The organism is Candidatus Acidiferrales bacterium, assembly GCA_035515795.1.
GTDB lineage: Bacteria > Bacteroidota > Ignavibacteria > Kryptoniales > JAKASW01 > JAKASW01.
Genome location: DATJAY010000035.1, coordinates 136,729 through 151,635 on the forward strand (window position 1 = coordinate 136,729; position 14,907 = coordinate 151,635).

General features: G+C 47.4%; 15 protein-coding genes. 5 read left to right on the forward strand and 10 right to left on the reverse strand.

Going from position 1 to position 14,907, the window contains the following annotated elements:
- Positions 1–2: 2 nt before the first annotated feature.
- The 5 genes from VLX91_14180 to VLX91_14200 all read right to left on the reverse strand — a co-directional run bounded on the left by VLX91_14180 (position 3) and on the right by VLX91_14200 (position 3,728).
- Positions 3–710, reverse strand: a complete 708-nt coding sequence (locus VLX91_14180; GenBank protein ID HUI31354.1) for a thioredoxin family protein — start codon at positions 708–710, stop codon at positions 3–5.
- Positions 711–770: 60 nt separating this feature from the next.
- Positions 771–971 carry a DUF2892 domain-containing protein gene (locus VLX91_14185; GenBank protein HUI31355.1) on the reverse strand — a complete coding sequence of 67 codons (201 nt, stop codon included), beginning with the start codon at positions 969–971 and terminating at the stop codon, positions 771–773.
- A gap of 362 nt (positions 972–1,333) precedes the next feature.
- Complete coding sequence (locus tag VLX91_14190) at positions 1,334–1,903, reverse strand: sigma-70 family RNA polymerase sigma factor (GenBank protein HUI31356.1); 570 nt, start codon at positions 1,901–1,903, stop codon at positions 1,334–1,336.
- A gap of 77 nt (positions 1,904–1,980) precedes the next feature.
- A complete protein-coding gene (gene folD / locus VLX91_14195; protein ID HUI31357.1) occupies positions 1,981–2,859 on the reverse strand; it encodes a bifunctional methylenetetrahydrofolate dehydrogenase/methenyltetrahydrofolate cyclohydrolase FolD in 879 nt (292 codons plus the stop codon).
- Entirely contained in the window at positions 2,856–3,728 is an 873-nt protein-coding gene (locus VLX91_14200) for a TIGR00282 family metallophosphoesterase (GenBank protein HUI31358.1), read from the reverse strand. Before VLX91_14200 ends, folD begins: the two co-directional genes overlap by 4 nt.
- A 60-nt stretch (positions 3,729–3,788) precedes the next feature.
- On the opposite strand from VLX91_14200, the gene VLX91_14205 reads away from it, so the two are divergent.
- Both VLX91_14205 and VLX91_14210 read left to right on the forward strand, forming a co-directional pair.
- Complete coding sequence (locus VLX91_14205; protein ID HUI31359.1) at positions 3,789–4,619, forward strand: methylated-DNA--[protein]-cysteine S-methyltransferase; 831 nt, start codon at positions 3,789–3,791, stop codon at positions 4,617–4,619.
- A gap of 79 nt (positions 4,620–4,698) precedes the next feature.
- On the forward strand, positions 4,699–4,947 hold the full coding sequence (locus VLX91_14210; protein ID HUI31360.1) for a SemiSWEET transporter: 249 nt from the start codon (positions 4,699–4,701) through the stop codon (positions 4,945–4,947).
- Positions 4,948–4,956: 9 nt separating this feature from the next.
- On the opposite strand, the gene VLX91_14215 is transcribed toward VLX91_14210, so the two are convergent.
- Positions 4,957–7,401 carry a glycoside hydrolase family 3 N-terminal domain-containing protein gene (locus VLX91_14215; protein ID HUI31361.1) on the reverse strand — a complete coding sequence of 815 codons (2,445 nt, stop codon included), beginning with the start codon at positions 7,399–7,401 and terminating at the stop codon, positions 4,957–4,959.
- Positions 7,402–7,429: 28 nt separating this feature from the next.
- Positions 7,430–7,591, reverse strand: a complete 162-nt coding sequence (locus tag VLX91_14220; protein HUI31362.1) for a hypothetical protein — start codon at positions 7,589–7,591, stop codon at positions 7,430–7,432.
- A 125-nt stretch (positions 7,592–7,716) separates the two neighbouring features.
- On the opposite strand from VLX91_14220, the gene VLX91_14225 reads away from it, so the two are divergent.
- A complete protein-coding gene (locus VLX91_14225; protein HUI31363.1) occupies positions 7,717–9,717 on the forward strand; it encodes a mucoidy inhibitor MuiA family protein in 2,001 nt (666 codons plus the stop codon).
- Positions 9,718–9,809: 92 nt separating this feature from the next.
- Here the strand turns inward: VLX91_14225 and VLX91_14230 are convergent, their stop codons facing one another.
- The 3 genes from VLX91_14230 to VLX91_14240 form a co-directional block, all read right to left on the reverse strand.
- Positions 9,810–10,637, reverse strand: coding sequence for an OmpA family protein (locus tag VLX91_14230; protein HUI31364.1), 828 nt, complete (start codon positions 10,635–10,637; stop codon positions 9,810–9,812).
- 63 nt (positions 10,638–10,700) lie between these two features.
- Positions 10,701–11,612, reverse strand: a complete 912-nt coding sequence (locus tag VLX91_14235) for a cysteine synthase family protein (protein ID HUI31365.1) — start codon at positions 11,610–11,612, stop codon at positions 10,701–10,703.
- Between the two features lie 35 nt (positions 11,613–11,647).
- Positions 11,648–12,337, reverse strand: coding sequence for an aspartate/glutamate racemase family protein (locus VLX91_14240; GenBank protein ID HUI31366.1), 690 nt, complete (start codon positions 12,335–12,337; stop codon positions 11,648–11,650).
- A 499-nt stretch (positions 12,338–12,836) separates the two neighbouring features.
- Here VLX91_14240 and VLX91_14245 point away from each other — a divergent pair, with 499 nt between their 5' ends.
- Positions 12,837–13,508 carry a TetR/AcrR family transcriptional regulator gene (locus VLX91_14245; protein HUI31367.1) on the forward strand — a complete coding sequence of 224 codons (672 nt, stop codon included), beginning with the start codon at positions 12,837–12,839 and terminating at the stop codon, positions 13,506–13,508.
- A 19-nt stretch (positions 13,509–13,527) separates the two neighbouring features.
- Positions 13,528–14,877 (forward strand): TolC family protein, encoded by a 1,350-nt coding sequence (locus VLX91_14250; protein ID HUI31368.1) that lies wholly within the window; start codon positions 13,528–13,530, stop codon positions 14,875–14,877.
- The last annotated feature ends 30 nt before the right edge of the window (positions 14,878–14,907 follow it).

The following is a 14,907-nucleotide window of genomic DNA, read 5'->3' on the forward strand; positions in this document are numbered from 1 at the left end:
TTTCAGATCAGCGGGACAAAATTTGTTTTTCCTTCAAGAGGCGATCGGCTTGGAATGCCACCTTGTTTCTCGGTCACTGCTCTCACCACCTCATCGGCGTAGACCTCTTCGGGTACCGCTCCTTTGAAGTGGTGAGTCCCGTTTACCACGACGCGCGGTACGCCCTGGACGTCGTATTTCATCGACAGCTCCGGAGACTCCTCCGCCTCAATCATGTCAGATTTTATCATGTCGCTGACGTAAGCAAAGCGGTGCCCCGTAATAACAGCACTTGGACAGTATGGGCAAGTTGGGGTCACGAACACCTGAATGTGCACAGGCTCATTGATCGTTTTCAGTTTCGCGATCGTGTCGTCGCTCAATTCATGATTACCGGTCGAAACCATCTCCATGTCTTCAAGTATGGATGCAAACTCATACCCTGAAGGGATACCGTGGTACCTAATCCCGTAATCTTTGTCCGGAGCTGCAGTGACTGTTGCGGGAGAATTCTTGATGCCGTACTGTTCCACTTTGTCTTTGTCGGTGACGAAGCTGTAAACTTCGAGTGTAATCTTACCGGAAAGGGCTGCAAGTTCCTCGAGTATTTGCTTCGTCTCCTTGCAGTATTCATATTGAAGCGACTGAGTAAAGTTTACGATCTTCACCGGATTCACGAGATCCGCAAATCGTTTCCTGATTTCTTCTTGGGATTGTTGATTTAAAAACATCTCACTCCTCAATGAAAGTTTCTATCGATGAGATGATTTCCGGATTAATAAGACTCTAGCTCATACCGTTTTTTGTGCGGGCTTTCTCGTCGAAATTCTGAGAATGCCGTAGATCGGACAGAAATTGATGAAGACCGTGACGATCGGAATTATTCCAATCAACCCCCACAAAGTTTCCGGTCCCCAGAAAATCAGGCTAAGCAGAAACAACCCGATGATTATTCTGATCCATTTGTCGGGTGTTCCAATATTCTTTGTCATCTTCTTCTCCTTTGTTGTCATAGGTATGATGCAGGAAGGGAGAGGAAGTTTCTGGAATTTCTGTTTACAGGACAGGCATCGCTAAGAGCGCCGGGGTCTCTTCGAGCGTGATTTCTTCGGAAGGGTAATCTTTATCGGTTGCTCCAATTCGAGGCGTGCCAAAACCTTTTCGCAACAAGACCCCTCATAATGGACATCATAGCTTCTGTAGAGCAAAATCGTCTTCTTGAGAGAATCATAATAAGCGGCACAATCCGGACATTTCTCAAGATGCTCACGGAGTTTTCTGCAGGTTGGAGACTCAAGGTCGCGGTCTACCTTCTCGCACATCTCGAGCAAATATTTTTTGTGATCTGTCAACTTCATTTCGTCAAATACGGATTGAGTTCATTTCTCAAAAACAATCGCGCCCGGTGGAGCCGCGATTTTATTGCCGGGACCGATAATTTCAACGTGTTTCCAACTTCTTCAGTCGAGAGTCCATCAACGTCTCTCATCACAAATACGATGCGGTATTCGAGCGGAAGTTTCTGAATTGCTTTGTCTAAAATTTCCTTCAGTTCGTTGTTGAGGACAGCGTCATGCGGAGTCTCTCCCCAGTGAGGCACTTCTAGTTCGCCGGTTTCCCGAAGCAGTTCCGAATCTTCAAATGAGATCAAAGGCTCGTGAGATTTCTTTCTGTGCATCATGAGACAATTGTTCGTCACGATGCGATACAGCCACGTCGAGAACTTTGACTTTCCTGAGAACGACTTCAATCCGCGATAAGCATTTATGAATGTTTCCTGCATTGCCTCTTCTGCCTTTTCCTTATCGCGACAGATCTTGAAAGCAAAACTATAGATGGTCTTCTCGTACTTTCTGATGAGCTTACCAAAGGCAATCTTGTCGCCGGCCCTGGCGGAGTTGATCAAGTCCTTGTCTTCGTTCATGAAATAAGTTCCAGGATCCAAACACCGAGGTTCAAACGAATCTCAAACTTCAAGTTCCAACTTCAGAGGTCTAAAAATCAAATCGCTTCTTGTCGGCTTGCCGCCAAGAGCGTATTCTTCATGAGCATCGTGATCGTCATGGCTCCGACGCCTCCCGGAACGGGAGTTATCCAACCCGCAACATCCTTGACGTTGTCGAAATCCACATCGCCGCACATTCCTGTTTCGGTGCGGTTTATTCCGACATCGAACACAGCGGCCCCAGGCTTGATGAAATCTCTCGTTATGAAATTCGCTTTCCCGACAACCGCAACGAGTATATCCGCTTTCCTGCAGACTTCCTGAAGTTTTTCGGTTTTTGAATGTGCCATGGTAACGGTCGCGTTTTTGGAAAGGAGGAGCATCGCCGCCGGTTTGCCGCCTAAATTTGAACGGCCGACCACAACGGCGTTCTTCCCCGAAACATCGATTCGATACTTTTCAAGCAATATCATTATTCCATAAGGCGTGCAAGGAAGCAAGAGTTTTTTATCCATTATTTCTTTCCATGACTTCGCTTCACAATATCTGCCGATGTTGTACGGATGCAGAGCATCCACATCCTTCGAAGGCTCAACCGCTTCGATGACCTTATATTCATTGATCTGCTTCGGGAGCGGCATTTGTACCAGTATGCCGTGGATCTTGTCATCGTGGTTGAACTCATTGATCTTCGCAAGCACTTTTTCCTGAGTGGTGTCATCAGGCATTTTTTCCGTCACCGAATAATATCCAAGCGATTCGCACGCTTTGGCCTTGTTCTTCACGTAAACCTGTGACGCAGGATTGTCGCCGACAAGTATGAAAGCCAGCCCCGGGGTTATGCCGCAATCTTCCTTGAACTTATTCGCCTGAGCTTTTACTTCTTCTCTGATTTCCTGCGATACGGTTTTGCCGTCGATTATTTTTGCGTTCATGATTTTTCGTTGAATGGCGGATAAAAGATTCTCTCTATACTTACTCCTTTGCCGGTCGATTTGTCGATGGAGAAGACGACGGCGGCGAGTCTGGCATCGGCGTCTGCGGCTTCATATTTTGCCGGCGTGACGTAAAGAAATCTTTTCATCGCACTTTCTCTCTTCATCCCTATGATCGAATCGTAAGGCCCGGTCATTCCGACGTCGGTGATGTATGCGGTGCCGCCCGGCAGGATCCTCTCGTCCGCGGTCTGTATATGCGAATGAGTTCCGACAACCGCACTGACTTTTCCGTCAAGGTACCATCCCATAGCGATTTTTTCTGCGGTGGCTTCCGCATGCATATCGACGATCACAAAGTTTGTTTCGGCTTTGATCTTCTCAATGACCCAGTCCGCCGTACGGAACGGGTCGTCGATCGGGTACATGAAAACTCTTCCCTGCAAATTGATTACGCCGATTTTCCCTTTTTCTCCGAGATTATATATCGTGTAACCGGACCCATACGAACCTTTCGGAAAATTCATAGGACGCAACAGGTTTTTTTCCTGCATCATGTATTCGTGGATCTGAAATTTGTCCCAGATGTGGTTTCCGCTGGTAATTACGTGAATCCCGGCACCGAAAAATTTCTGAGCGATCTTATCCGTTATTCCTTTTCCGTCAGCCGCGTTCTCGCCGTTTGCGATGACGAAATCTATTTTGTGTTTATCGATGAAACTTCTGATGAAATTCGTGACCATCCCGATCCCGGGATTGCCGACGATGTCTCCTATGAAAAGAACGTTAAGTGTATCCAGAGCTTTTCCTTTTTCAAAAAATATAACTTTAAACGGCGAAAGATAGAAGAGACGGATGAAATTCAGCAAGAATCGGGTTTTTCAGTCGGCAGTTGCGGGTTAACTTCATCTCAAAGCACGGAGGAAAAGATGACCGACTACGAGCGAATAGCGAAAGCAATTTCATACATAAACGAACACTTCCGGGAACAGCCGGACCTTGATCATCTTGCCGATGTGGTACATTTGAGCAAGTATCATTTCCATCGGCTATTTAAAAAATGGGCGGGAGTGAGTCCGAAGAAATTCCTGGAGTACATCAGTGTCGAGCATGCAAAGAGTCTGCTGAGACAAAGTGCTTCTCTTGCCGAGACGAGTTATCAATTGGGCCTCTCGGGCACAGGGCGCCTCCATGACCTGTTCATTAACATCGAAAGGATGACTCCCGGTGAATTTAAGAACAAAGGGGAAAATCTTGTCATTAACTATGAGTTTTACGACGCTCCTTTCGGAAAAATTATTATGGCTTCGACGCCCACAGGACTTTGTCACATCGGGTTTGCAAATAATGAACAACGATCAGTGAGAATGTTACGCGAGAAGTACACAAATGCTTCCCTGATCCGCGGGAGAGTTCCGTTCCATCAAAACGCATTGAAAATTTTTCAAGACGACTGGAAAAGCATCTCTAAGATCAAGCTTCACCTGAAAGCGACTCCATTTCAACTGAAGGTGTGGGAGGCATTGCTGAAAATTCCGTTCGGCGAGATAAGAACATATTCCCAAGTTGCGGACGAGATCGGCCGCCCAACGGCATCGAGAGCAGTCGGTGCAGCAATCGGAAGTAATCCGGTTGCGTATCTAATTCCTTGTCACCGGGTAATCAAATCGACCGGAGTAATCGGCGACTATCATTGGGGAAACGCACGCAAAGCGGCAATCGTCGGCTGGGAAGCTGCGAAAACCTACGGGGAGAACTAGCTGAACAGGTTTCCGGTTTCTCAGAGAGATCTGCGGTTGAAAACCGGCAGTTCTTTTCTTATTCTTATTAGAAAAACAATTGACTGAAATCATCGGATTCCTTGCAGCGATTTTGACGACCATTGCGTTCGTTCCGCAGTTTCTAAAAGTCTGGAGAACACGGTCGACACGAGATATCAGCTTGAGGATGTACCTTATGTTGTGTACAGGTGTTTTCTTATGGCTCCTCTATGGTATACAACTGGGTTCTCTTCCGATTATTCTCGCGAACAGCGTGACACTTGTGCTCACGCTTGCTATACTATCCTTGAAAGTCAGGCACCGTTAGCGACACGGATCATTTCAAAAGCACGATCTTCCTGGATTGCGAGTGACCGCCGGCGGTCATCTTCAGGAAATAGACGCCGGTCGGAAATTTGGCCGCATTGAACACCAGCGAATGAGCCCCGGCATTCTGACGAGCATCAACGAGAGTTGCCGCTTCTCTACCCAGCACATCGTAGACTTTCAAGGTGACACGGCCGCCTGCTGAAAGCCGATAGCCGATCGTGGTCGACGGATTGAACGGATTGGGATAATTCTGATCGAGCTGGTCTGTCGTCGGAATCGAGTACTTGCCTTCACTGATTGCTGAAACGACGCTTGACCAATTGTAAACGTCGAACGAATTGAACGGCTGGAGTGTACCACCATCCGCCGATTCGAGCGTTCCGGAATTGTACGATATTGCGGCTGTGTCATTTTGTGAATAATATGTTTTGTCCAATGCTACGATGATCGTCGTGCTGTCGCCGTTCTTTAAAGACAACGAAATCGCCGCATCGATGACTTTCCCGTTCCGCACGAGACCAAACGCCGATTGGTCCGACGAGGGATCCTTCATTCGTTTGTTGAACGTCAACTCAAGGGAGTTCCCTCCGCTTGTGACGATGGCAGACTGTGCGACGGGAGGCGAACCGACCGGAGAATCCGCATATGACGTGATTCCAAATCCGTAGGGGTACAAAGGATTGTAAACACTGTCACCGTAGTTGATCGGGATCTGTGCCATATTCTTCGGCCAGGTATGCGACAAAACACCTTTCGGTTGAAATTCGCCGAAGAGCATGTCCGAAACTCCTTCTCCTTCGGTTCCTGGAAGCCACGCGGCGAATATCACATCCGAATAATGCAAAATCTTCTCGAGTATCATAGGCCTTCCGGAAACAAGTACCACAATGACAGGCGCACCGTAACTTTTCATCCTCTTTACCAAGTCGACATCGCTTTGTGGAATGCCGAGATCCGATTCATACCCCAAATATTCAGCATAAGGAGTCTCACCGATTACCACGACGGAATAATCGGCAATGGTGTCTGCGAAAATTCCCGTCGGCGAATATTCTACCTCGGCGTCCGGAGCAGCGTCTCTCATTCCCTGCAGGATCGTCGTGCCGATCGTTGATGCGCCGCTGAGTCCCTGCCATGTGATCGTCCAGCCGCCGCATTGATTCCCGAGATCGTCTGCATTCGAACCGGCTACAAGAATTCTCGTGTTTGCTCTCCGCAGCGGGAGAATTCCATCTTTCTTTTTCAAGAGCACAATCGATTCTCTTACGCACCGGCGCGCAATAGAACGATGGGCAGCACTTCCCACTAAAGGCATGAGAGACCTGTCTGTGAAAGGCCTTTCGAATAGACCGAGCCTGAATTTGATCGTCAAAATTCTTCGGACGGCGTCGTTAACCCGCGGCGTATCTATTTTCCCTTCGCTTAGAAGATTCCTCATCGCAGTGCGGAAAGAGTCATACTGGAAAGGAATCATGACCATGTCTATTCCAGCATTGATCGACTCATTAACGCATTCCTGGTAATTGCTCGCCAGCTGGTCGATAGCTGCCCAATCCGAAACGACAAACCCGCTGAATCCCAATTCATTTTTCAGAACGTCCGTGATCCAGTACCTGCTCCCGCTCATTTTCTGTCCGTTGATGCTGCTGAACGAGACCATTATGCTTCCAACTCCGGAGTCAATTGCAGAAACATACCCGGGCAAAAATAATTTTCTTATGGTTGCGGTGTCGCCTTGAGTATTTCCCTGGTCTATCCCGCCGGTTGTTCCACCATCTCCAAGGTAATGTTTCGTGCACGCGAGGATACTCGTAGGTTCTGACAAAGAGTCTCCCTGGAAACCGCGAACGGCTGATGACCCGAGAAGCTGTGCAAGTTCGGGAGTTTCTCCAAATCCCTCATAAGTGCGTCCCCATCTTTCGTCGCGGGGAACAGCGATGCAGGGACCGAACGTCCAATCGATGCCCGTCGCGGCGACTTCTTCCGCTGTGGCGCGCTCCTCTTCCTTGACCAATTCCGGGTCGCGCGTGCATCCCATGCCGATATTGTGGGGAAAAATAGTTGCCCCGTAAACGTTGTTGTCACCATGCACGGCGTCGATTCCGTAGATAATGGGAATCTTCAACCGACCTCTCAGCGCATAAGTTTGCAGGGTATCATACACGTTTGCCCAGTTCAACAGTCGATTTCCCGAAGCCGGATCGGAGCCGCCACCGCTCAGGACGGAGCCGATACAGTACGAATTAAGACTCGAAGGATTGTATTGAGCTATACTAAGATCGATCTGCATCATCTGGCCGATCTTCTCATCCATTGTCATCCTTCCCATCAGGTCCTCGACCCTTTGCATTACCGGCAGATTCGCATCCTGGTACGGCAGAGTCTGAGCGGCAAATTTTGTCGCAGAAGACAAAAGAAAATAGATAACAACCAGAGTTGTTGCTCTATTCATCATACAATTTTTCTGAACGTCTAATTATTTATTTTATAAGCCCGCTGAGCGTTGAGCCGATGTAGTATGGCCAGATTAATATCGCTAAAACTCCGTTCCAAAATGCAAGCTTCAAAAAACCAAGCGTGAACAGCCAACCGATAATCCAGATAATCCCGAAACCCGAATTGTTGATCTTAATTTTTTCCACGATTTATCCTCCGTTAATTGAATGCAACTGTGAACGCTACTAAGTTACCCTTCCGATTTGTGAAGTGCAACGGCACCTCTTATATTGAGGTTAACAAACCAACAAAAAATTCAGGAGAGGCTACAATGAACGCTAAGAAAGTTCTGTCGTTTGGAATTGTTATCCTGATTGCATCCTTCATCTTTTCCAGTGCATCCCGTGCCAGCCAGGATGTTAAATCAAAAGTTTCTGCGGTAACGGTTTACGCAGACCGGGCACTGATCATCAGAACTGCAGAGGTGAATCTTTCGCCGGGTATGAATACGGTGGAATTCGCGGGATTGCCGGTCATATTAGCTGACCAATCACTTCGCGTTTCAGGTGAATCCGAGTCCAACGTGAAGGTACTTGACGTTCAGATTAAAATGGTTTTCAAAGACACAATTTCAAATGAACATGTGCGTGAGTTATATGATCAGCTATCGTCATTACAGAATGAGGAACAGATCCTGGAGAAGAGAATGGATGTTTTGGATGCGGAAATGTCCTTCTTAGACTCGCTTCGCATCTATTATGCCAGGAGTGCACAAGTCGGGGCGGTAAAATCTTCGTATGAAGATTGGGCAAAGATGGTGAGCTTTCTTGAAAAAAATATGGACGCCATAAATGAAAAAATTATCAACACAGGTGCAAGGCTCCGAGAAGTCAAAGATCAGATCTTGACCATACAAACTGAAGCTCAACAAATGCAAAACTTTCCAAAAAAAACGGAGAAACGCGTCGTTGTGACGCTATCATCGAACAAATCCGACAGCGCTAACCTGCAGGTTTCCTATGTAATTGGTGCTGCAAGCTGGGCGCCGTTATATGACTTACACGCCACCTCCGGCGACAAAGTCATGGAGCTAACTTATTCCGGCGTCGTCCGACAAGCAACTGGTGAGGATTGGAAAAATGTCATGGTCACGTTATCAACTGCTCAGCCGGTGGCTAATGGAGCACCTCCAGTTTTAGTACCATGGCAAGCCGGCCAACATCAGATGATTTCCCAGATCCCGACTATCAATTTGCAGAAGGACGTTGGAGAAAATAATCAACAGTCTATGGCGTCTTTGTCTCTCGGGATAGTTCAGGAACCCGGGCCGGGAAACACCATAAGAGGTCGAATCATCGATAGAGTAACCGACGAAGCGTTGCCGGGAGCAAATGTTGTTGTTGTGGGCACAAATTACGGAGCAGCGACCAATCTTGATGGATATTATTCGATTGCTAATGTTCCTAACGGTAACTATCAATTGAGGGTTTTGTTGGTCGGCTACCAAGCTATGACATCAGCGACATTCGGAGTCAATTCGTCGTCAACAAGGAGAGGCGATTTCTTGCTGGGACCCCTTTCAATTCAAGGGAAAGAAGTGGTCGTAACCGCTGAGAGACAATCACAGAGGACGAATATATTCCAGCAACTAGCATCAAACGGTACTGTGTCCTCACCTTCATCCAATGCCGTCACTTATTATGCCGCCGAGGTTCACGAGCGTACCGCGTCCTCTACATTTGTCATTCCCGCCCCGACAGACATTCCGAGCGATAATAATCCACACAAGGTGACTATCGCTATCGCGGACCTCCCTGTTGACCTTTCTTACATGTGTGTTCCACTTGCATCTCCCGGGGCTTATCTAACTGGAAGGACAAAAGACTCAACTGACTATCCCTTTATTTCTGGCCCCGCAAATGTCTTCCTCGACAACTCGTTTGTTGCAACCACTTCGATAGGCACCGTCTTTCCTGGAGAAGAATTTCAAACTTATCTCGGAACTGATGAGGCGATAAAAGTAGGTAGAAAATTACTGAAAGAGTTCACAGAATCAACGGGACTACTTTCAAAGAAGACTAAGACAACTTACGATTATTTAATCACTGTCGAGAACGATAAGAAGGTGCCGGTGGATATCGACGTGAAGGACCAGATTCCCGTGTCCAGCGACGAAAAAATTGTGGTTGAATTGTTAGCTCCGGCACCAACCGAAGCGAAACCGGACGAACAGGGAATTATCGACTGGCATTTGAAACTGAGCCCGCAAGAGAAGAAAGAACTTCACTTGAAATTCAGCATCGAATATCCCGGCGATGCAATTGTGAGGTAATTCTATCCCAATGAAACCTTGCGACGGCAGCAATGGTTTTGAAGCTTCGACCTCTGCCCCGAAGAAATCTATTCGGGACAGAGCTGAATTCTCTACTGCTGTACCAGCTCCACTCTTCGATTCTTTGCCTTTCCCTCATCGGTTGCATTCGAAGCCACCGGGCAATATGGCCCTACTCCAGAAGATTTCAGCCGCGACCCATCTATTCCACGACCGATGAGCGCCTTCACCACGGCATCCGCACGGTTTGCGGACAGCTTCAGGTTCGATTCCAGTGTTCCCACGTTATCCGTATGTCCAACCACATACAGCGCAAGGCTGGGGTTCTGTTTAAGAAGTTTCGTAATTTCGTCGAGCGCCGGACCGGACTCCGGCTTAACATCAAATTTACCGGTATCAAAATAAATCCCGTACACCGCGGCTTTACCCGTGGAGGCTATGCTTTCGCTGAGTGCCGCAGCGTCCGCAGTCACTTCCTGTTCCATCTCCTTTGATTCAACAATGATCAGCTGGTAGTTTATGCCATCATTAAAAGCCTGGACCGACACGTATGTCACAGTGCCGTCCTTCTCAATCTTAGCATTGAGTACCCTTTCATCGTGATACAATATCTTTCCGCCTAATTTCTTCACTGCATTTTCATAATTCCGCTCGATTTGAACCATGCTGACCTGCCTGGCTCCCGTTTTGATATGGTAACTTAGATTGGTGAGCTTCCCTTCCCAGCGACCGGCATCGCCTTCAATGTAATCGGATTGGTAGCTGTCAAAGTCTTTCTGAGAGTAGTCCGACATATAGAACCCCGGCATTCTTGAGAGAAGCGGGTGATCCTGACCGCCTTCGACATCCTTCTCCTCTTGCGCCCAGGTGAATGAAACAGTCACTAAGACTATGAAAAGTGCCGACAAAACATTACGCATAATAAGTCCTCCTATGTTTGATATAATCTTCAATTCGTTGTGTCCATCCTGTATGCCAGCTTATCATCTGTACAAATCTCCGTTGAGATATTTTAATCCTGAATCGCAGATGATCGTAACGATCCTTTTCCCTGGCCCGATGATTCTTCCTCTTTGAATTGCAGCCCAAACATTCGCTCCGGATGTTCTTCCTCCAAATATTCCTTCGGTACGCGCGAGTTTTCTCGCGGTGTCGTAGGCATCTTCATCCGACACGGCCATTATCTCGTCAGCCAGGTCCATCCTGCATATAGATGGCACGAATCCGGCTCCGATACCTTCGAGCTTATGAGTCCCCGACGTGTCGCCTCCGGAAAGAGAGCGAACATTCAACGGCTCGATCGGGATGCATCGAATATTCGGCACCTCATTTTTGAACACCTCCGAGTTTCCGGAAAAACACCCGCCGGTGCCGACTCCCATTATGAATTCATCAATGTCATTTCCAAGAACATCTAAGATCTCTCGTGCCATGTTATGATAGGCGTTGCGGTTGTCGACATTGTTGAACTGGTCGGTCCAAAAAGTGTTGGAGTTTCTGCTTAACTCTCTCGCTCTCTCGACGAGAGAGTCAATAAGTTTTGCCGTTATCAAGCCGTTTTCACTCGGAATTATCTCCAGTTCGGCTCCGAATGCCCGCATCGTCTGAAGTTTTTCTTCCGCGAAGGCGTCCGACGAGACGAAGTATGCTTTGTAGCCCTTGTTCGCACAGACCATTGCCAAAGAACTTCCTGTACTTCCGCCGGTATATTCAACGACTGTTCCCCCGGATTTGAGATCACCTCTTCGTTCAGCTCCTTCGATCATCGAGAGCGCCATCCTGTCTTTCATACTTCCGGTGGGATTTGCTCCCTCATACTTCACATATACATCGGCACAATTCAGTCCGGGGAGTCGCTCCAATTTTATTAACGGCGTCTTTCCTATTGCTCTCATTTCTTATCTCTCAATATTCGGACGGCTTGAGCGCATCATGCCAACGCAAACTCGACGGCGGCCATCGCATGAATCTCTGTCGTATCGAACACAGGAATCCTGCAATCGGACTGTTTGATGAGAAGCGGAATCTCCGTGCAGCCAAGTATGATTCCTCCTGCGCCCTTCTGCACAAGCTCGTCAATTATCTCAAGGTACTTTTTCTTCGTCTCGTCCTTCAATACAGCTTTCCCCAACTCTGCCATTATGGTTCTGTGAATGTATTCGCGTTCATTTTCTTCCGGAACGAGCGCCGTGATGCCGAACTTAGCAAGCCTATCTTTATAGAACGGATGCTCCATGGTGAGCTTCGTGCCCAGAAGCCCGACGGTTTGTATATTCTGCTTCGCCACCGCTTTTGCCGTCACTTCAGCTATATGAAGGAGCGGGATTCGAATATTTTTTTGTATCAGGTCTGCGGCAACATGAGAAGTGTTCGCGCAAAGGAGGAGGCACTCTGCGCCGGCATTTTCCAGCAACTTGGCGACTGATATCAGAAATTTTGGAAAATCTCCCATCTCAGAAGGATTGCTCGGCGGTTTGAACTCACCCTGGTTCACAGAATAGAGAAGTAACTTCGCAGAATTAAGTCCGCCCAGCCGCTCATTGATTTGCTGATTTATGATCTTGTAGTATTCGACCGTCGAGACCCAGCTCGTGCCGCCAATTAATCCTAATGTTTTCACTTTATCCTCACGTCAGATTTGAATATCGAATTGCCTGATCACTTTCCGTTCAGGAATTTACGTCGAGTCCTTCAGCAACAACATCAAGTTATTCCACGGACTCATGAGATACAACTTTGCCAATTCCATGACGTCTCACCTTGAAACTCACACCTGAGGCTGATAGTTTGATGCAACGGTTTTGGTAACATAAATGTCGTGATACCGTAGAATTCACTGTCGTTTTTAACTCAGAGCTGTCGACGCTGGTATAATCTGAAAATTCGATTGAGTTTGAAGTCAGGTAATTGAAACTCATAAAATTCTTCCGACTCGTTTTGTGTGTATGCCAGCCTCCCTTCGCATAAAAGCTGAAGATTGAAATCAGTGGAACACTAAACGATATTTCCAAAAATCTATTTACTGTGCCTTGTATCAACAGACTGAATCACACTTGACAATAATGGCTCTAAATATTACATTATGACTTGCAAGTCATTTTTTGACTCAGGAGTCTGTTTTGCAGAATAATCATCAAAAGATTTCCAAAAAGGATCGTAACGTCCCCTCGCGAAAAGAGCGCGAGAAGCAAACGCGTCAGCACGAGATCTTGAGTTCCGCCAAAAAACTCTTTCTCGAAAAAGGGTACCACCGCACGACGCTCGAGGAAATAGCACAACATGCGGAATTCGGCAAAGGAACTATTTATAATTACTTCAGCAGCAAAGAAGAGCTTTTTTTTGGCATACTCAATTCTCTGGCCGAGGAAGCTCATAAGATCGCCGAATCATCGATCAACATTTCGGGAAATGTTCACGACAAATTCACTTCCTATGCAATGGGACTTATCTCTTATGCAGAAGTAAACTCCGACATCTTTCAGTTGATCATTCAAGAAATGCACAATCTGAATTCCTCCGAAAATGATGCAAAACTAAGAGGCCTCAGAAAGCGTTACACAAACGTCATACGCCTCCTCGCAGAACTGATCACAGATGAGATTAAAAAGAAAAACGTCAGAAAATTGGATCCGCTTAAATTAGCAAAGCTCTTTGACAGCATGGTCCAATTCTTCTGCGTCAACCATTTCGGGCCGCATAAGATCGATAAGGTGGATAACATCGACGATGAAGTCGCTCTGATGGTTTCCGTTTTTTTCAATGGAATTTCAGAACCGAAGGCGAAAGGGTAGTTTGATGGAAATAAAGAACATGAGACGAATAATATTCGGGGCACTGGCTCAAGTATGGATTGCAATAGGTCTTTGCTCCATCGCTTATGCACAAGCACAGGAAAAATTTGTTCTCACGCTCGACAAGGCCATCTCCATCGCGCTCGAACAAAACAGGGATATTTTGATCGCCGATCAGGATCGTGAAAGGGCCGGCGCCCAGATAGCCGAGGCGAGATCGGGTGCGTTTCCTCAGGTTTCTCTTTCAGCACAGTACATCCGAAACATAAAAATACCGGTATTGTTCCTGCCACCTGGACCGCTCTTTGGAAATACTACTGAGCTAGCGTTCCCTGTCGGATCAAACAATTCTTATCAAGGAGGCTTGACGCTGACTCAGGCGATCTACAGTCATCAGATAAACGTAGCGCTTGATATCGCAAACACTTACAAGGACCTTTCCGATGCCGGTTACGAATCTACAAGACAGAGTGTGATCCTCCAGGTGAAGAAAGCATTCTATGGCGTCCTGCTGATGCAGAAGCTGGTCGATGCAAATCGCCAGGGACTCGACATGGTGAAGGCAAATTATGAAAACATCCAGTCGCTTTACAAACATGGTCAGGCCGCAGAGTTCGATTTGCTCAGAGCGGAAGTGCAGGTCGCGAACACCGAGCCGACCGTCATCTCGGTCGAGAACAATCTTGTCCTGGCCGCCAACGGTTTGAAGAGCCTTCTTTCGATCCCGCTCGACAGCGATGTGGTGATCAAAGGAGACTTTATGTTCACTGAAGTCCCGGAAACGGAACTCGATCAAGGCGCGCGCGATGCCATGACGCTGAATCCGTCGCTGCAGCAGCTCGCTTTTCAGGAGACAATGCTCGACCAGAATATCAGCGTGGAGCAATCCGGCTATTTTCCTTCGGTTTTTGCCTTCGGATCGTACCAATGGGAGACCCAGGATAATACTTTTCAATTCAACAATTATCTCTGGGCGAAAATAATGAACGTCGGGGTAACGCTGTCATGGAACATCTTCGACGGCATGAGGACCCCTGCACGCGTCGAACAAGCGAAAGTAGATTTGAGAAAAGTGCAGTTCACCAGGTTGAAAGCCGAGGAAGGCATCACCATCCAAATCCAGTCTGCGCGATTGAAAATGAACGAGGCGAAACAGCGCATCCAGGGACAGGAGAAGAATATCGAACAGGCAAAGAAGGCCGTGAGCATCGCCGAGACAAGATTTAAAAACGGGGTCGGAACGCAGCTGGAATTGCTCGACACGCAGGTTGCGATGACATTGGCACAAACAAACTATGCGCAAGCGATTTACGATTACCTGGTCGCCAAAGCAGAATGGGAATTTGCCATCGGACAAGGATCGAAATGAGAAACATCGGAAGGATATACAGGAGGTTTA